Below are 16,518 nucleotides of genomic sequence, written 5' to 3'. Positions count from 1 at the left end.
ACGCAAGCCACGGCCGCTGAGGTGGGAGGATGGACGGGTGCCCGCTGCTGCTGTCGCCCTGCACCACGATCTCCACCGTGCCGGCTACTACCCCGAGCTCGTCGTCGACGTGCTCGACGTGGCCCTGGCCGACGAGGAAGTCGTGGCTCACCTGGTCCACCCCGAGACGACGTTCGACGCCGCCGAGGTCCGACGCCACGTCACGGTCCTGGTCCTGACGCCGACCCGCCTGGTGGTCGCGCACGTCGACGACCATCCCGCCGACTCCGAGCACCCGTCGGCGTCCGCGTCGGCCACGACCGAGGCGGTCCCGCTCGCCGAGCTCACGTCGGTCGCGCTGACGCACGTGGTGCCCCTGCCGGAGAAGCACGAGCGCGGCCAGCCGGCACGGGAGCTCACGCTGGTGATCGGCTGGGGTGCCGTCTCCCGGGTGGACCTGGAGCCGGCCACGTGCGGAGACCCCAGCTGCGACGCCGACCACGGGCTGACCGGGACGCTCGCGCCCGACGACGTCGTCGTCCGGGTCAGCGCGGCTGCGGAAGGGCTGGACTCCGTGCGCGCCGCGACGGCGTTCGCCCGGGAGCTGTCCGCGGCGAGCGCACGAGCCCGATGACCGACCTCGAGGAGCCACGGGCGGTCGCGCCGTCGGGGTGGAGGGGCTCGTGCGACCTGCTGGAGGCGGCCGACCTCGTGGTGCCCGGAACGACCTACCCGTGCCTGGGGCGCGTGCTGCCCGCCGTCGCAGGTTCCGTCGGGGCGACGGACGTGCCGGAGGCCGCCGCGTCCCAGCAGATCCTCGGCCTGCCCGATGCCACGCGGGTGTGCGTGGTGCTCGTCGACGGGCTGGGCCACACCAACCTGGCCGAGCGCGCCGGCCACGCGCCGTTCCTGCGCGGCCGGCTCGCCGGTTCGACCCCGCTGACCAGCACGTTCCCCTCGACGACCGCCACGGCGATGGGCACCTTCGGGGTCGGGGCGTCTCCTGGCCGCACGGGGATGCTGGGCTACACCGTCCGCGACCCGGCGACCGGCGAGCTGGGGAACCTCGTGAGCTGGACGGGCCTGCCGCCCGCGAGGCAGTGGCAGCGCGAGACCACCGTGTTCGAGCGCCTCGCCGCGGCCGGGACCGCGGTCACGAGCATCGGGCCGGCGCGGTTCGCCGGCTCCGGGCTCACCGAGGCCGCCCTGCGGGGACCCGCCTACACGGCGGCGGAGACGCTCGCGGCGCGGGTCGACGCGACCGTGGACGCCCTGCGGCGACCGGGCGTCGCGTACCTCTACTGGGGTGACGTCGACAAGGCCGGGCACCACCACGGCTGGGGCTCGCGACAGTGGGGCGACGCTCTCTCCGAGCTCGACGCCGAGCTCGGCCGGCTCGCGCGGCTGCTCCCGCGGGACACCGTGCTGGTGATCACCGCGGACCACGGCATGGTCGACGTCGACCGGACCCAGCGCTGGGACGTCGCGACCGACTCGAGGCTCGGCCAGGGAGTCGCGCTGGTCGCCGGCGAGCCACGGGCGCTGCACCTGCACCTCGAGGCCGGGACCGACCCCGGCGGGCTCGCAGACCGCTGGCGCGACGTGCTCGGCGCCGCGGCCGTCGTGGCGACGCGGGACGAGGCGGTCGCCGACGGGTGGTTCGGGGACGTCGCGCCGCACGTCCTGCCGATCATCGGCGACGTGGTGGTCGCCATGACCGGGCGCGCGACGGTCGTCGACTCCGCGACGCAGACGCCGGCCTCGCTGGACCTCGTCGGGGTGCACGGGTCGCTCACCCACCACGAGATGCTCGTCCCCTGCCTGGTGGTCGCCTGATGGCGGAGCTGGTGTTCTTCTCGGGGACGATGGACAGCGGCAAGTCGACGCTCGCCCTCCAGATGCACCACAACCACGCAGCCCGGGGACGTGACGGCGTGCTGTTCACCCGGCACGACCGCGCCGGCACCGCGACGATCTCGTCGCGGCTCGGGCTCACGCAGCGTGCGCACGAGGTCGACGACTCGACCGACTTCTGGTCGGACGTGATCGCGCGCCGCACGCACGGGCGCCCCGTCGACTACCTGATCGGCGACGAGGCGCAGTTCTACACCGCCGCGCAGGTCGAGCAGCTGGCGCGGATCGTCGACGAGCTCGGTGTGGACGTCTACGTGTTCGGCATCTCGACCGACTTCCGTGCGCGGCTCTTCCCCGGGGCGGCGCGGCTGGTCGAGCTCGCGGACCGGGTGGAGATCCTGCAGGTCCGCGCGCTGTGCTGGTGCGGCGCCCGGGCCACCCACAACGCCCGGACGATCGGTGGGGCCATGGTGGTCGAGGGCGCACAGGTGGTGGTCGGCGACGTCGAGGCCGGTGCCGACGAGGTGGGCTACGAGGTCCTGTGCCGACGCCACCACATGCGCCACATGACCGCCGCGACGGCGCGTGCGTCGTCGCCCAGCCCGCAGACGCTCGCCTCCGTGGAGGAGCTGATCATCTGAAGGCCGGACGTCACCGACGTCCGGTCACTCGGGCTTGGCGCCGAAGACGATCTCGTCCCAGCTGGGCACCTTGGCGCGACCGCGCCGCGTGCGCGGGCGCTCCGTGTCCTCCTGCTCCGCAGCGGGAGCGGCTGCCGGGGCGGTCGTCGGCTCCGCGACGGCCACCGGGGCGGAGTAGACCTGCGCCTCTGCCTCGGGATCGGCGTCGACGGGGTGGGCACCCGGCACGGCCGCGTCGCCGCGGGCGAAGTCGAACGCGTGCTGCGGCCCGAAGCCCTCGAACTCCTCGCCGTCCTCGTCGTCGCCGAGCTCCACGGCCTGGCGCACGCCGCGGCGGCTGCGTAGGTCGTCCAGCAGGGAGGCGGTCTGCTCCTGGGCGTCCGGCGCCGACTCGGGCTCCTCGGCGGGCAGGTCGTGCGGGGCGCGTGCCACGGCACCCTCGCCCTGGAAGTCGAAGACGACGTCGCGCACGGCGGCGAGGTGGCGCCGCGAGACAGGCTCGTCCGGGAGCTCCGTCTCGGACAGCCAGCGCGCCTCGTCCTCGTCGGCGACGACCGTTCGCTTCGCCAGGTCGAACGTCCAGCGCGCCTCGTGCTGCGCGTCGTCGACGGCGAACCGGGCCAGGACGACCCACGGTCCGGACGCGTCGCGAGCGGCGTCCCAGGCGAGCGAGGCGAGATCCACGCCGCGGGCGGCGAGCCGGTCCGTCACCAGGTCGCCGAGCGTCGGCGCACCGACGTCGCGGCCGACCCGCGTCGCGCGGGCCTGCTCGGCGACGTGCTCACGCTCCGCGAGGACGGGGCCCTCGTAGCGCCGGACGCGCTCGACCGGCAGGCCGGCGGAGTCGGCGACCTCCTGCGTCGTCGCACCCGCGCGGATGCGGGCCTGGATCTCTCGCGGGCTCAGCGTCCCGGCGCTCTCCGCGCGCAGCTGCTCCAGCTGCGGGCGGTCGCGGCGCACCGCGGCGCGCAGCGGTTCGTCGATGCGCACACGAAAGCGTGCTCCGTCCGGGGCCACCAGGACGAGATGCTCCCCGTCCTCGTGCAGACCCACCAGCTCCAGCTCACCCATGCGACCTCCCGGTACCTCGGTACGAGCCTGCCACCGATCCGCCCCGACGGCGTGCACCCGGGGCGGTGCGGCGCACGATAGAGACCGTGACGCACCACTCGCGACGCCTGCGCAGCCGGTGCCCGGGGCGCTGAGAGGATCATTGTCGTGGAGACCGACATCCCCCTGGAGCCCGTCCTCGAGCTGGTCGGGGTCTTCGTCGGCGCGATGTCCGGGGCGCTCGCCGCGGTGCGCAAGCAGTTCGACGTGTTCGGCATCCTGGTGCTGGGGTGGGCGGCCGGGCTGGGTGGCGGGATCCTGCGCGACGTCCTCATCGGTGCGGTCCCACCGGTCGGCATCTCGAACTGGCGGTTCATCGCGACCGCCGTCGCCGGTGCGACCGTCATCTACTTCTTCCATCCGCGGCTCGAGCGCGCGCGCCGGTTCATCGAGGTCCTCGACGCCGGGGCGCTCGCCCTGTTCACCGTCGTCGGGACGATCAAGGGGCTCGAGTACGGCACCACCCTCACGGCGGCGGTCGTCGTCGGCGTGATGACCGGGGTCGGCGGGGGAGTGCTGCGGGACCTGCTGTCCGGCGAGGTCCCGGTGGTGCTGCACCATCGCCAGCTCTACGCCATCCCCGCGCTCCTGGGCGCGACGGCCACCGCGATCCTGTGGTGGCAGGACGCGGCCAGCACCGTGACCGTCGTCGCCGTCGTGATCGCGGTGTTCGCGCTCCGGGTGGGCGCCCTGCGGTTCAAGCTCAAGGCGCCCGGTCCGTGGCGCGGGACGGTGCGCTGACAGGATGTGCGCGTGAACGCACTCTCACCCGACCAGGTCCGCGAGCTCGTCGAGACCGCCCGAACGCTCGCGCAGGAGGCCGGCGAGCTCGTCCGCGAGGGGCGGCGCCGGCACGTCGGCGTCGCGGCGACCAAGTCCAGCGCCCAGGACGTGGTGACGGCGATGGACCTCGCGTCGGAGGCGCTCCTGCGACGGCGGCTGGCAGAGCTGCGGCCCGACGACGCGATCCTGGGCGAGGAGGAGGCGTTCCGGCCCGGCACCTCGGGGATCACCTGGGTGGTGGACCCCATCGACGGGACGGTCAACTACCTCTACGGGATCTCGGCCTACGCCGTGTCCGTCGCCGCGGTGGTCGGGCCCGACCCGACGTCCGCACCGGACCCGGCCACGTGGACCGCCGTGGCCGGGTGCGTGTTCGCTCCCGAGGACGGCCGCACGTTCACCGCGGGGCTGGGGCTCGGTGCGTCCCTGGACGGCGTGCGGCTTCACGCGAACGAGCCGCGCCCGCTCATCGACTCGCTGGTGGGGACGGGCTTCGGATACGTCGCAACACGTCGGCGCGTGCAGGGTCGAATCGTCGCAGAACTGTTGCCGCGGGTACGTGATATTCGTCGCGTCGGTAGTGCTGCCCTGGACCTGTGCGCCGTGGCCGCCGGAACGCTCGACCTCTACTACGAACGAGGCCTGCAGCCGTGGGACCTCGCGGCCGGGGCGCTGATCGCCCAGGAGGCAGGTGCGCAGGTCACAGGGCTTCGCGGGGGCCCCGCGCAGGAGTCGATGACCGTGGCCGGACCAGCGGGCCGCATCGAGGAGCTGAGGTCGCTCCTGGAATCGCTGGACGCGGACTCGGACGGGTGAAAACGCTCTCAGCGACGGCGTGACGAAATCGGTCACGTGTCCGGTTCGCTCCGCGCTCCAAAGTGGTGCAGAATCCGACCGCGCGGGGGAACAAAAAGCCGGTCCCGTGCATTGATGCCGCGTATGAGATTCCTTCAAGACCACGGAGTGTGACGCCACACATGGCTACCGACTACGACGCCCCGCGCAAGACCGAGGAGGACCTGAGCGAGGACTCGCTCCAGGAGCTCCAGGCTCGGCGCTCCGACAAGAACTCGGGCGTGGTGGACGAGGACGAGACCGAGGCGGCCGAAGGGTTCGAGCTCCCGGGCGCGGACCTGTCCGGCGAGGAGCTCTCCGTACGCGTGCTTCCTCGGCAGGCGGACGAGTTCACCTGCTCGAGCTGTTTCCTGGTTCACCACCGCAGCCAGCTGGCCTACGAGCGCGACGGTCGACCCGTCTGCTCGGAGTGCGCTGCCTGAGCGCACACGCTCGATCCTGATCTGCTCTCCTGAGGGCCGGTCGCCCAGCACACCGGGCGGCCGGCCCTCAGGCGTGCGGCGCCCCTGGCCTGGGGCGCTCAGGCCTGCAGCGCGGCGGCGAGCTCCGTTGGCCGGCGGGTCGAGATGACCCAGTAGGGCGTGGGGTCCTCGGGGTCGCGCACCTCGACCCGGACGGCGGTACGGATCCAGCCGCGCAGGCAGACGTGTGCGCGCGCGTCCAGGCGAGGCCCCAGCTCGGCCCGCGTCGCGTCCGCGTCGAGCGGCACGGCCGACCCGAGGAGCGCGACGGGGATGTGCGCCCCGCCGGCGCGCAGGACGCCGTCGCGGACCTCGACCCGCGGGGCGCGGCCCACGAGCACGGCCGCGCCGAGCGCGAGGACGACGACGCCGACCACGGCCGCCACCCGCCGGTCGAGCGGGATGAACGCGACGGCCATCATGGCCGCGAACAGGGCGAGCAGCACCCAGCCGCCGGGACCGAGCCAGAGCCGCTCGGAGTAGGTCGGGGCGGCGGTCCGGGACGTGGGCAACGGGTTGCTGGCGGGAGCGTCGGGCATGCATCCAGCATCCCATCCGCCGGGTAGGGTCGAGCCCCGTGACGGCCGACCCCAGCACCGAGGTGCTCCTGCAGCTCCTCGACCCCGACCTGCCCGCGCCCGCGTACGCCCATCCCGGTGACGCCGGCGCCGACCTCGTGTCCAGGATCGACGTCGTGATCCCGCCGCAGGGTCGGGTGACGGTACCCACCGGCGTCGCCATCGCGCTGCCCGACGGGTTCGCCGCCTTCGTGCACCCGCGGTCGGGTCTGGCCATGCGCCACGGGCTGACCATCGTCAACGCGCCGGGCACGGTCGATGCGGGCTACCGGGGCGAGATCGCCGTGACGCTGCTCAACACGGACGTGGAGCACGCGCTCGAGCTGCACCGGGGCGACCGCATCGCCCAGCTCGTCGTCCAGCGGGTGGAGCGGGTCCGGTTCGTCGAGGCGGCGGTGCTGCCCGGAAGCCACCGGGGCGGCGGTGGCTTCGGCTCCAGCGGCGGCTGGAAGGCTGCGCCGACCGGCGCGAGCGGGACTACTGTCGATCTGTCTGCAACTGATGCGCGCGAGCGCGTCGAAGAGGAGTAAGCACGTGGCGCTGTTCCGGCGTGGTGGGAAGACTCCTGCCACTGATGACACGGTGACGGAGACGGACGCCGTCGAGGTCGACCAGAGACGGCCCGCCGCGTCCGAGCGCCCCCGCGGCCCGCGGGACGCCTCGGAGGTCGATGATGACCTCCCGCGCGTGGACCTCGGTGCGATCCTCGTGCCCGGCGTGCCGGGCATGGAGCTGCGGATGGAGATCGACAAGGCGTCCGACGTGGTGTCCGCCGCGTCGATCCTGCTGGACGGCTCCTCGCTGCAGGTGCAGGCGTTCGCCGCGCCGCGCACGGAGGGCATCTGGGACGAGATCCGCGCCGAGATCGCCGAGTCCGTCACGCAGCAGGGCGGTTCCGCCGACGACCTGCCCGGTCCGTTCGGGCGCGAGCTGCTCGCCCGGCTCCCCATCCGCACGCCCGAGGGGCGCACGGGGCACCGTCCCGCCCGGTTCATCGGGGCCGACGGTCCGCGGTGGTTCGTGCGCGGGGTCGTCACCGGCCGTGCGGCGGTCGACCCGGCGGCGGCGAAGGCGCTCGAGGACCTCTTCGCCGGGATCGTCGTGGTCCGAGGCACCGAGGCGCGCGCGCCTCGGGACCTGCTGACGTTGCGTCTGCCGGGACCCGGTACGCCGGACCTCACGCCCGCCGACGCGGACAAGCCGGCTGCCCCCGAGTTCGACCCGCTGACCCGCGGCCCGGAGATCACGGAGATCCGATGAGCCTCAAGGAACGCCTGAAGAAGGCGGTCGCCTCCCAGGCCGAGATCGAGGCCGACGAGGAGCGCGCGGACGCCCACCGCTCGGTCGGCTGCACCCCGATCGAGCAGCTGCGCGACCGGTCCCGCGCGAGCGTGTCCGGCGTGATCCGGTCCGTCACGCTGCGACCCCGCGAGGGGGTGCCGGCCCTGGAGGCCGAGCTGTACGACGGGAGCGGCGCCCTGGACCTGGTGTGGCTCGGCCGTCGGGAGATCGCCGGGGTGACCCCGGGCCGCCGCCTCAAGATCGAGGGGCTGGTGTGCATGATCGACGGCCGGCGCACGGTGTTCAACCCGCGCTACGAGCTCAGGCCCCGTCCCGGTGAGTGACGAGCGACCGCTGGACGCCATCGACGACGTCGTCCCGCCCGAGGAGGGCGGCCTGCGTGGGATGCGTGCGCTGACCGCCGAGCAGTTCTCCGCGGCGGACGCCCTCGGCGGCGTGCGCGGCGTGATCGAGTCCGTCGCGCCCGGCCTGCTGTTCGTGGTGGTCTACATCGCCTCGGGGCAGCGGCTCACGCCCGCGCTCGTCGCGGCCTCGGGCGCCGCCGTGCTGGCGGTGATCGTCCGGCTGGCGCAGCGGACGCCCGTCACGCAGGCCTTCTCCGGCCTGCTCGGCGTCGGCATCGGCGTGGTGTGGGCGTGGCGGTCGGGTGACGCGTCGGACTACTTCGCGTACGGGCTCTGGGTCAACGTGGTCTACCTGGTCGGCACGCTGGCGTCGGTCCTGGCCGGCTGGCCGCTGGTCGGTCTCGTCATGGGCCTGTTCCGCCCGGAGGGGCCGTTGTCCAGCAGCGGGTCGTGGGGCGCCGCGATCGCGTGGCGCAGCGACGCCGTGCTGCGTCGCCGGTACGCGCTGGCCACCTGGCCCTGGGTGGCGATGTTCGCGTTGCGGCTCGTGGTCCAGGTGCCGCTGTACCTCGCGGACGAGGTGGCGTGGCTCGGCACCGCCAAGCTGGCGATGGGGCTCCCGCTGACCGCGCTGACGCTCTGGCTCAGCTGGTCGCTGGTCCGTGGGTCAGCAGCGCTTCCAGTTCGGCCTCGTCCGCGTCCCGAGCGGTGACGAACAGCAGCTCGTCGCGACCCTCCAGCGTGTCGTCCGGGCTGGGTGCGATCGGCCGCGCGTCGCGCACGATGCAGGCCAGGACCGTGTCCGCGGGCCACGTGATCTGACCGACCCGCACCCCGGCGAGGGGCGAGTCGTCGGGCAGCGTGAGCTCGAGGATGTCGGCCCGGGACTGGTGGAACGTGAAGATGCGGACCAGGTCGCCGACGGTGACGGCCTCCTCGACCATCGCCGTCATGATCCGCGGCGTGGACACGGCCACGTCGACGCCCCACGCCTCGTCGAACATCCACTCGTTCTTCGGGTTGTTCACGCGCGCCACCGTGCGCGGGACGCCGAACTCGGTCTTGGCCAGCAGCGAGATGACGAGGTTGGCCTTGTCGTCGCCGGTCGCCGCGACCACGACGTCGCACTCGTCGGTCTTGACCTCGCGCAGCGTCGGCAGCTCGCACGCGTCGGCCAGCAGCCAGTCGGCGTCGGCCACCTGCGAGACGCGCATGGCGGACGGCTGGCGGTCGATGAGCGTGACCTCGTGGCCGTGCCCGAGGAGCTCGCGGGCGATGGAGCGTCCGACGGACCCGGCACCGGCGATGACGACCCTCACGCGGTCACCGCCGGGGCGCTGGTGAGGATGCGTTCGACCAGGGCGGAGGCGTCCGCCCGCATGAGCACGTGCACGGTGTCGTTCTCCTGCAGGACGGTGGTGGCGGTCGGCAGCAGGCCGTCGCCGTAGCGGGTGAGATACGCGATGCGGGCGCCGGTGGCGTCCTCGAGCATGCGCAGGGGCCGGCCGACCCAGCCCGGGTGGACGTCCACCTGGGAGAGCTGGATCTGCCCCGAGGAGTCGCGCCACTCGTCCGTCGCGCCCATGGGCAGCAGCCTGCGCAGCACCTGGTGCGCGGTCCAGCGGACCGTCGCGACCGTCGGGATGCCGAGCCGCTGGTAGATCTCCGCCCGGTGCGGGTCGTAGATGCGCGCCACCACGTTCTCCACCCCGAACGTCTCCCGCACGACGCGCGCGGCGAGGATGTTCGAGTTGTCACCGTCCGAGACCGCGGCGAACGCGAACGCGTCCTCGATCCCGGCCTGCGTGAGCGTGTCGCGGTCGAACCCCAGACCGGTGACCTTGTTGCCGCCGAAGTCGGCGTCCAGGCGGCGGAAGGCCTCCGGGTTCTGGTCGATGACGGAGACCGAGTGGCCGTTGTCCTCGAGGCTCTTGGCGAGGGTCGCTCCGACCCGGCCGCATCCCATGATCACGAAGTGCACAGTGGGGCACGCTATACCCGTGCGCCGCACGGTGGTGTGGGCGGTCCCGAGCAGGCCTAGCATTGCGGATCGTGTCGGACCTCTCGGATGCCGCCAAACGCCTGTTGCTCGGACGTCCCGTCCGCAGCGACCGGCTCGGCCACACGCTCCTGCCGAAGCGCATCGCCCTACCGGTCTTCGCGTCCGACGCGCTCTCCTCGGTCGCGTACGCGCCCGACGAGATCCTGCTGACCCTCTCGCTCGCGGGGATGACGGCGCTCGTCGTGTCGCCGTGGGTCGGGCTGGCGGTCGTCGCGGTCATGCTCGTGGTCGTCGCGTCGTACCGGCAGAACGTGCACGCGTACCCGTCCGGCGGCGGCGACTACGAGGTCGCGACCACGAACCTGGGCAAGAACGCGGGCGTCACCGTCGCCAGCGCGCTGCTGGTCGACTACGTCCTGACGGTCGCGGTCTCCATCTCGTCCGGTGCGCAGTACGCGGCCTCGGCGTTCCCGGCCCTGCGCGGGCACGAGCCGCTCTTCGCGATCGGGCTCGTGGTGCTGCTCACGCTCGCGAACCTGCGCGGCGTCAAGGAGTCCGGCAGCCTCTTCGCCATCCCCGTGTACCTGTTCATGCTCGCCATCGGCTCGATCGCCGTCGTGGGCGCGGTCCAGGTGCTCACCGGGAACGTGACCATGGCGGAGAGCGCGGGCTTCGAGCTGGCCCCGGAGGCAGCGTTCGACCAGGGCCTGACCGGTCTCGCCGGCTTCTTCCTGATCCTCCGCGCGTTCGCCTCGGGGTGTGCCGCCCTGACCGGTGTGGAGGCGATCAGCAACGGCGTGCCGGCGTTCAAGAAGCCGAAGTCGAAGAACGCGGCGACGACGCTGGCGCTCCTGGGCGGGCTCTCGATCGCGATGATCATGTCGATCCTGCTGCTGTCGCGCGCCACGGGCGTGGTGTACGCCGAGGACCCGCACGCACAGCTCCTGGACAACGGGGCGCCGGTGGCGGAGAGCTACGTCCAGCACCCGGTGATCAGCCAGCTGTCGGCGTCGGTGTTCTCCGGGGTGCCGGTCGTCGCGATCCTCGTGGCCGTCGTCACGGGCCTCATCCTCGTGCTCGCCGCGAACACGGCCTTCAACGGGTTCCCCGTCCTCGGCTCGATCCTGGCGCGTGACGGCTACCTGCCCCGTCAGCTGCACACGCGCGGCGACCGGCTGGCGTTCTCCAACGGCATCGTGACCCTCGCGCTGGCGGCCATCGTGCTGATCTGGGCGTTCGACGCGCAGGTGAGCAGGCTGATCCAGCTCTACATCGTGGGTGTCTTCGTCTCGTTCACCATCAGCCAGCTGGGCATGGTGCGGCACTGGACCCGGCACCTGCGCACGGAGCCGGACCCGGCGGCGCGGACGCGGATGAAGCGCTCGCGCATCATCAACTCGGTGGGCCTGGCGATGACCGCGACCGTGCTCGTCGTGGTCCTGATCACCAAGTTCACGCACGGCGCCTGGATCGCGATCCTGGCCATGGCGGTCGTCTTCGTGCTCATGCAGTCGATCCACCGGCACTACGCGCAGGTCCGTGCCGAGCTCGCCCTGGGCACCGACGCGGAGGCGGCGCGCGCGCTGCCCAGCCGCGTGCACGCGATCGTCCTCGTCTCGCACCTGCACCGTCCGACGATGCGCGCGCTGGCCTATGCCCGCGCGTCACGACCGCAGCTGCTGGAGGCGGTCACGGTCGGGGTCGACCCCGACGACGTCGCGGTCCTGCGCGAGCAGTGGGAGGCGATGAACCTCCCCGTGCCCCTGCGGGTGCTCGACTCACCCTTCCGCGAGATCACGCGCCCCGTGCTGACGTACGTGCGCTCGATCCGACGCGAGAGCCCCCGTGACCTCGTCGTCGTCTACATCCCCGAGTACGTGGTCGGGCACTGGTGGGAGCAGCTGCTGCACAACCAGTCGGCGCTGCGGCTCAAGGGCAGGCTGCTGTTCACGCCGGGCGTCGTGGTGGCGTCCGTGCCGTGGCAGCTGGCCTCCTCCGAGGGGCAGACGGGGCTCGAGGAGCCCGTCCGGGGTACCGTGCCGCGTGGCTACTGAGACTTCATCCGACCGTTCCGAGGGGCTCGTCGAGCTCGAGATCGGCCCGGTGGCCCACGGCGGGCACTGCGTCGCCAGGCACGAGGGACGCGTCATCTTCGTCCGGCACACCCTGCCCGGCGAGCGCGTGCGCGCCCGCCTGACCGACGCCGGGGAGACCGCCAAGTTCTGGCGCGCAGACGCCGTCGAGATCCTCGAGGCGTCGCCGGACCGCGTCGAGTCGGCGTGGCCCGCGGCCGGACCGGGCGGCGTCGGCGGGGGAGAGCTCGCGCACGTCGCGCTGCCCGCCCAGCGCACCTGGAAGACCGCGGTCCTGGCCGAGCAGCTGCGGCGCCTGGCCAAGCTGGACCTCGAGGTGCCGGTGCAGGCGGCGCCGGGCGACGACGAGCGCGGTGGGCTCGGCTGGCGCACGCGCATCGAGCTGGTCACCGACGCCGAGGGACGCGCCGGCATGTACGGCTTCCGCTCGCACGACGTGCACGTGCTCGACTCGATGCCACTGGCCAACGAGGCGATCGCTGCCCTCGACCTGTTCGGCCGTCGCTGGTCCGGCGGTGCCCGGATCGAGGCGATCGCCCCGTCCAGCGGTGACGCACCGCTCGTGCTCGTCGACGGCGCCCCGTTCGACCTGGGCCGCGGCCGCATGGACGGCCGCCCGAACGCCCGCACGGCCGTCAAGGAGCACGTCCAGCACGGAGAGGTGGGCTACGACTTCCGCGTGACCGGGACCGGCTTCTGGCAGGTGCACCGTGAGGCGCCGGACCTGCTGGTCGCCGCGGTCCTCGCCGGGCTCGGTGACGTGGACGGTGCGTCGGTCCTCGACCTCTACGCGGGTGCGGGTCTGTTCACGGCGCCGCTGTCCGACGCCGTCGGCGAGACCGGCCAGGTCGTCTCCGTGGAGGGCGACGCGCGTGCGGTCAAGGACGCGCGTCGCAACCTGCACAGCCGGAGCAACGTCGAGCTGCACGCGGGCGACGTGGCTCGGGTGCTCTCGGGGCAGGTGGACGCCGACTCCGACGTGGTGCACGCGGACGCGGTCGTGCTCGACCCGCCGCGCACGGGAGCCGGGCGCAAGGTCGTCGCCGGGATCACCGAGCTGCGTCCGGAGCGCGTGGTCTACGTGGCCTGTGACCCGGCCGCGCTGGCCCGGGACATCGCACTGTTCGCCGATGCCGGCTACGCCCTGGCGGACCTGCAGGCGTACGACCTGTTCCCGATGACCCACCACCTCGAGGCCGTGGCCGTCCTGACGCGGTGACGCGCGTGCACGCCGCCGGAGCCCGCACTAGCGTGGTCGGCGTCGCCGGACCGGCCACGGCCCGGCAGGGAGGAGCGGCACGGTGAGCGAGAAGGACGCGGTGAGCCGGCTGGCGGAGGCCAAGCGGCTGGTCACCCAGGAGCTGCACAAGCAGGGCACGCCGGAGTACGACCCGCGCTCGCACGAACGCGCGATCGAGGCCGAGCGCAAGGCGCAGGACGCCCTGGACGCCGAACGGGCCGGCGGGCACTGAGTACGACCGACGGAGCCGCGGGCCCCCGTGCACCTGCGCCACGCCGACGTGGACGTGCGTGCGCGGGGGCCCGCGAGCATGTATCTTGATGTCAAGATAAATCGCGACCCCGGCCACCGGGCTGGGAGGTCGCACCGTACAGCGGTCCGGGTGAGCGCCATCCCCGGCAGCACCACCGGCACACTCGCCAGCGAAGGAGCCCCCCGTGAGCAGCGTCGACAGCTTCGGTTCGAAGGGAACACTCGAGGTCGGTGACGCCTCCTACGAGGTGTTCCGACTCTCGGCGGTGCCCGGGGTGGAGCGCCTGCCGTTCAGCCTCAAGGTGCTCGCCGAGAACCTGCTGCGCACCGAGGACGGCGCGAACATCACCGCCGACCACGTGCGCGCGCTCGCGCAGTGGGACCCGGACGCCCAGCCCGACACCGAGATCCAGTTCACGCCTGCGCGCGTGATCATGCAGGACTTCACCGGCGTGCCCTGCGTGGTCGACCTGGCCACCATGCGCGAGGCCGTCGTCGACCTCGGCGGTGACGCCGCCAGGATCAACCCGCTGGCGCCGGCCGAGCTCGTCATCGACCACTCCGTGCAGATCGACGTGGCCGGCCGCGCCGACGCGTTCGAGCGCAACGTCGCGCTGGAGTACGAGCGCAACTTCGAGCGGTACCAGTTCCTGCGCTGGGGCCAGACGGCCTTCGACGACTTCAAGGTCGTCCCGCCGGGCACAGGCATCGTGCACCAGGTGAACATCGAGTACCTGGCTCGGGTCGTGATGGTGCGTGACGGCAAGGCGTATCCCGACACCTGCGTCGGCACCGACTCGCACACCACGATGGTGAACGGTCTGGGCGTGCTCGGCTGGGGCGTCGGTGGCATCGAGGCCGAGGCCGCCATGCTCGGTCAGCCGGTGTCGATGCTCATCCCGCGCGTGGTCGGCTTCAAGCTCACCGGCTCCATCCCGCTCGGCGTCACGGCAACCGACATCGTGCTGACGATCACGCAGAAGCTGCGCCAGCACGGCGTCGTCGGCAAGTTCGTCGAGTTCTACGGCGAGGGCGTCGCGGCCGTGCCGCTGGCCAACCGCGCGACGATCGGCAACATGAGCCCCGAGTTCGGCTCGACGGCCGCCATCTTCCCGATCGACTCCGTGACCATCGACTACCTGCGCCTCACCGGGCGCTCGGAGGAGCAGCTCGCGCTCGTCGAGGCGTACGCCAAGGAGCAGGGCATGTGGCTGGACCCCACCGCGGAGGGGTACGTCCAGCCGGTGTTCTCCGAGTACCTCGAGCTCGACCTGTCCACGGTCGTGCCGTCGATCGCCGGCCCGAAGCGCCCGCAGGACCGCATCGAGCTCTCGCGTGCCAAGGAGCAGTTCCAGCGCGACCTGCCCACGTACGCCCCGGAGACCACCAACGGGGTCGACCAGGCCGAGCGCGAGTCGTTCCCCGCGTCGGACTCGCCCGCGATCACGTCGTCGGCCACCCGCGTGTTCCCTGTGACGGACACGCAGGGTCGCTCGTTCGACCTGTTCCACGGTGCGGTCGCGATCGCCTCGATCACGTCGTGCACCAACACGTCCAACCCGTCGGTGATGATGGCCGCCGCCCTCGTCGCCAAGAAGGCCGTCGAGAAGGGCCTCACCGCCAAGCCGTGGGTCAAGACGTCGATGGCGCCCGGCTCGCAGGTCGTCACCAACTACTACGAGAAGGCCGGCATGTGGCCGTACCTCGAGAAGCTGGGCTTCCACCTGGTCGGGTACGGCTGCGCCACCTGCATCGGCAACTCGGGCCCGCTGGACGAGAAGATCTCGGAGGCCGTGCAGGAGCACGACCTGGCCGTCGCCGCCGTGCTGTCCGGCAACCGCAACTTCGAGGGGCGCATCAACCCCGACATCAAGATGAACTACCTGGCGTCCCCGCCGCTGGTCATCGCCTACGCCCTGGCCGGCACCATGGACTTCGACTTCGAGGCGGACCCGCTGGGTCGCGACGAGACCGGGCAGCCGATCTTCCTGCGGGACATCTGGCCCACGCCGGACGAGGTGCAGGCCACGATCGACGCCTCCATCGACCGTGCGATGTTCACCAAGGACTACGCGGACGTGTTCGCCGGTGACGAGCGGTGGCGCGCACTTCCGACGCCCGAGGGCGCCACGTTCGAGTGGGACCCCCAGTCCACCTACGTCCGCAAGCCCCCGTACTTCGAGGGCATGCAGGCGCAGCCGGCGCCCGTGGTGGACATCCACGGTGCGCGGGTGCTCGCCAAGCTGGGCGACTCGGTCACCACCGACCACATCAGCCCGGCCGGTTCGATCAAGGCGGACAGCCCCGCCGGCCTGTACCTGGCCGAGCACGGCGTGGGTCGTCGCGACTTCAACTCCTACGGCTCGCGCCGCGGCAACCACGAGGTCATGATCCGCGGCACGTTCGCCAACATCCGGCTGCGCAACCAGCTGGTCCCCGGCGTCGAGGGCGGGTTCACCAGGAACCTCCTCACGGGCGAGCAGTCGTCGATCTATGACGCCTCGCAGGCGTACCAGGCGGCCGGCATCCCGCTGGTGGTCCTGGGCGGCAAGGAGTACGGCTCCGGCTCGTCGCGCGACTGGGCCGCCAAGGGCACCAGCCTGCTGGGCGTCAAGGCGGTCATCACCGAGAGCTTCGAGCGGATCCACCGCTCGAACCTCATCGGGATGGGCGTGCTGCCGCTGCAGTTCCCGGAGGGTGAGTCGGCCGAGTCGCTCGGCCTGGACGGCACCGAGACGTTCGACATCACCGGTGTCATCGCGCTGAACGAGGGCGCGACGCCGCGCACGCTGGCCGTGACGGCCACGAAGGCCGACGGCTCGGTCGTGGCGTTCGACGCGGTGCTGCGCATCGACACCCCCGGCGAGGCGGACTACTACCGCAACGGCGGCATCCTGCAGTACGTGCTTCGCTCGCTCGTCAAGGCCTGATCTGCGCGGCGCGACGGCCCCCGACCACCGCGAGGTGCTCGGGGGCCGTCGTGCGTCATGGCCCAGCGACCTCACCCGCTGGGGCGGCGCGGCC

At 72.5% G+C, this 16,518-nt stretch carries 18 protein-coding genes; 14 read left to right on the top strand and 4 right to left on the bottom strand.

Going from position 1 to position 16,518, the window contains the following annotated elements; all coding sequences use genetic code 11:
* Window positions 1–37 precede the first annotated feature (37 nt).
* The 3 genes from KG102_RS10180 to KG102_RS10170 are packed head-to-tail and all read left to right on the top strand — an operon-like array spanning window position 38 to window position 2,474.
* Window positions 38–613, top strand: coding sequence for a DUF5998 family protein (locus KG102_RS10180; RefSeq protein WP_208214405.1), 576 nt, complete (start codon window positions 38–40; stop codon window positions 611–613).
* Window positions 610–1,815, top strand: coding sequence for an alkaline phosphatase family protein (locus tag KG102_RS10175; RefSeq protein ID WP_208214404.1), 1,206 nt, complete (start codon window positions 610–612; stop codon window positions 1,813–1,815). Before KG102_RS10180 ends, KG102_RS10175 begins: the two co-directional genes overlap by 4 nt.
* Window positions 1,815–2,474 carry a thymidine kinase gene (locus KG102_RS10170; RefSeq protein WP_208214403.1) on the top strand — a complete coding sequence of 220 codons (660 nt, stop codon included), beginning with the start codon at window positions 1,815–1,817 and terminating at the stop codon, window positions 2,472–2,474. The genes KG102_RS10175 and KG102_RS10170 overlap by 1 nt, the downstream gene beginning before the upstream one ends.
* 24 nt (window positions 2,475–2,498) lie before the next feature.
* Here the strand turns inward: KG102_RS10170 and sepH are convergent, their stop codons facing one another.
* Window positions 2,499–3,545 (bottom strand): septation protein SepH, encoded by a 1,047-nt coding sequence (sepH, locus tag KG102_RS10165; RefSeq protein WP_208289066.1) that lies wholly within the window; start codon window positions 3,543–3,545, stop codon window positions 2,499–2,501.
* A gap of 147 nt (window positions 3,546–3,692) precedes the next feature.
* Between sepH and KG102_RS10160 the strand changes: the two genes are divergently transcribed.
* From KG102_RS10160 to KG102_RS10150, 3 genes are all read left to right on the top strand, one after another.
* On the top strand, window positions 3,693–4,325 hold the full coding sequence (locus tag KG102_RS10160) for a trimeric intracellular cation channel family protein (RefSeq protein WP_208214401.1): 633 nt from the start codon (window positions 3,693–3,695) through the stop codon (window positions 4,323–4,325).
* Window positions 4,326–4,337: 12 nt separating this feature from the next.
* Window positions 4,338–5,183, top strand: coding sequence for an inositol monophosphatase family protein (locus tag KG102_RS10155; RefSeq protein ID WP_208289067.1), 846 nt, complete (start codon window positions 4,338–4,340; stop codon window positions 5,181–5,183).
* A 161-nt stretch (window positions 5,184–5,344) separates the two neighbouring features.
* A complete protein-coding gene (locus KG102_RS10150) occupies window positions 5,345–5,644 on the top strand; it encodes a DUF4193 domain-containing protein (protein ID WP_056090713.1) in 300 nt (99 codons plus the stop codon).
* 98 nt (window positions 5,645–5,742) lie between these two features.
* Here the strand turns inward: KG102_RS10150 and KG102_RS10145 are convergent, their stop codons facing one another.
* Window positions 5,743–6,222 (bottom strand): DUF3093 domain-containing protein, encoded by a 480-nt coding sequence (locus KG102_RS10145; protein WP_208289068.1) that lies wholly within the window; start codon window positions 6,220–6,222, stop codon window positions 5,743–5,745.
* 38 nt (window positions 6,223–6,260) lie between these two features.
* Between KG102_RS10145 and dut the strand changes: the two genes are divergently transcribed.
* From dut to KG102_RS10125, 4 genes are all read left to right on the top strand, one after another.
* Window positions 6,261–6,791 carry a dUTP diphosphatase gene (gene dut, locus KG102_RS10140; protein ID WP_208214398.1) on the top strand — a complete coding sequence of 177 codons (531 nt, stop codon included), beginning with the start codon at window positions 6,261–6,263 and terminating at the stop codon, window positions 6,789–6,791.
* Between the two features lie 4 nt (window positions 6,792–6,795).
* A complete protein-coding gene (locus KG102_RS10135; RefSeq protein WP_372438336.1) occupies window positions 6,796–7,521 on the top strand; it encodes a DUF3710 domain-containing protein in 726 nt (241 codons plus the stop codon).
* Complete coding sequence (locus KG102_RS10130; protein WP_208214396.1) at window positions 7,518–7,886, top strand: OB-fold nucleic acid binding domain-containing protein; 369 nt, start codon at window positions 7,518–7,520, stop codon at window positions 7,884–7,886. Before KG102_RS10135 ends, KG102_RS10130 begins: the two co-directional genes overlap by 4 nt.
* Before the next feature lie 61 nt (window positions 7,887–7,947).
* Window positions 7,948–8,619, top strand: coding sequence for a DUF3159 domain-containing protein (locus KG102_RS10125; RefSeq protein WP_208214441.1), 672 nt, complete (start codon window positions 7,948–7,950; stop codon window positions 8,617–8,619).
* On the opposite strand, the gene KG102_RS10120 is transcribed toward KG102_RS10125, so the two are convergent.
* Window positions 8,552–9,226, bottom strand: a complete 675-nt coding sequence (locus tag KG102_RS10120; RefSeq protein WP_208214395.1) for a potassium channel family protein — start codon at window positions 9,224–9,226, stop codon at window positions 8,552–8,554. The genes KG102_RS10125 and KG102_RS10120 overlap by 68 nt on opposite strands.
* Window positions 9,223–9,873, bottom strand: a complete 651-nt coding sequence (locus tag KG102_RS10115) for a potassium channel family protein (protein ID WP_208214440.1) — start codon at window positions 9,871–9,873, stop codon at window positions 9,223–9,225. Before KG102_RS10115 ends, KG102_RS10120 begins: the two co-directional genes overlap by 4 nt.
* 86 nt (window positions 9,874–9,959) lie before the next feature.
* Between KG102_RS10115 and KG102_RS10110 the strand changes: the two genes are divergently transcribed.
* The 4 genes from KG102_RS10110 (at window position 9,960) to acnA (ending at window position 16,424) form a co-directional block, all read left to right on the top strand.
* Window positions 9,960–11,963 carry an APC family permease gene (locus KG102_RS10110; protein WP_208289070.1) on the top strand — a complete coding sequence of 668 codons (2,004 nt, stop codon included), beginning with the start codon at window positions 9,960–9,962 and terminating at the stop codon, window positions 11,961–11,963.
* A complete protein-coding gene (locus KG102_RS10105) occupies window positions 11,953–13,221 on the top strand; it encodes a class I SAM-dependent RNA methyltransferase (protein WP_208289071.1) in 1,269 nt (422 codons plus the stop codon). The genes KG102_RS10110 and KG102_RS10105 overlap by 11 nt, the downstream gene beginning before the upstream one ends.
* A gap of 82 nt (window positions 13,222–13,303) precedes the next feature.
* Window positions 13,304–13,474: a translation initiation factor 2 gene (locus KG102_RS10100; protein WP_208214392.1), complete on the top strand. Its 171-nt coding sequence runs from the start codon at window positions 13,304–13,306 to the stop codon at window positions 13,472–13,474.
* A gap of 205 nt (window positions 13,475–13,679) precedes the next feature.
* Complete coding sequence (acnA, locus tag KG102_RS10095; RefSeq protein WP_208289072.1) at window positions 13,680–16,424, top strand: aconitate hydratase AcnA; 2,745 nt, start codon at window positions 13,680–13,682, stop codon at window positions 16,422–16,424.
* Window positions 16,425–16,518 lie beyond the last annotated feature (94 nt).

The organism is Cellulomonas fengjieae (assembly GCF_018388465.1).
GTDB lineage: Bacteria > Actinomycetota > Actinomycetes > Actinomycetales > Cellulomonadaceae > Cellulomonas > Cellulomonas fengjieae.
Note: the sequence above shows the minus strand (reverse complement) of the source record. Positions and strands in the feature narration are given on the sequence as shown.

Bases quoted from the DNA above. Each gene is read 5' to 3' on its own strand.
- KG102_RS10175 (WP_208214404.1), top strand. From the start codon at position 610: ATGACCGACCTCGAGGAGCCACGGGCGGTCGCGCCGTCGGGGTGGAGG.
- KG102_RS10170 (WP_208214403.1), top strand. From the start codon at position 1,815: ATGGCGGAGCTGGTGTTCTTCTCGGGGACGATGGACAGCGGCAAGTCG.
- sepH (WP_208289066.1), bottom strand. From the start codon at position 3,545: ATGGGTGAGCTGGAGCTGGTGGGTCTGCACGAGGACGGGGAGCATCTC.
- KG102_RS10150 (WP_056090713.1), top strand. From the start codon at position 5,345: ATGGCTACCGACTACGACGCCCCGCGCAAGACCGAGGAGGACCTGAGC.
- KG102_RS10145 (WP_208289068.1), bottom strand. From the start codon at position 6,222: ATGCCCGACGCTCCCGCCAGCAACCCGTTGCCCACGTCCCGGACCGCC.
- KG102_RS10130 (WP_208214396.1), top strand. From the start codon at position 7,518: ATGAGCCTCAAGGAACGCCTGAAGAAGGCGGTCGCCTCCCAGGCCGAG.
- KG102_RS10125 (WP_208214441.1), top strand. From the start codon at position 7,948: ATGCGTGCGCTGACCGCCGAGCAGTTCTCCGCGGCGGACGCCCTCGGC.
- KG102_RS10115 (WP_208214440.1), bottom strand. From the start codon at position 9,873: ATGGGATGCGGCCGGGTCGGAGCGACCCTCGCCAAGAGCCTCGAGGAC.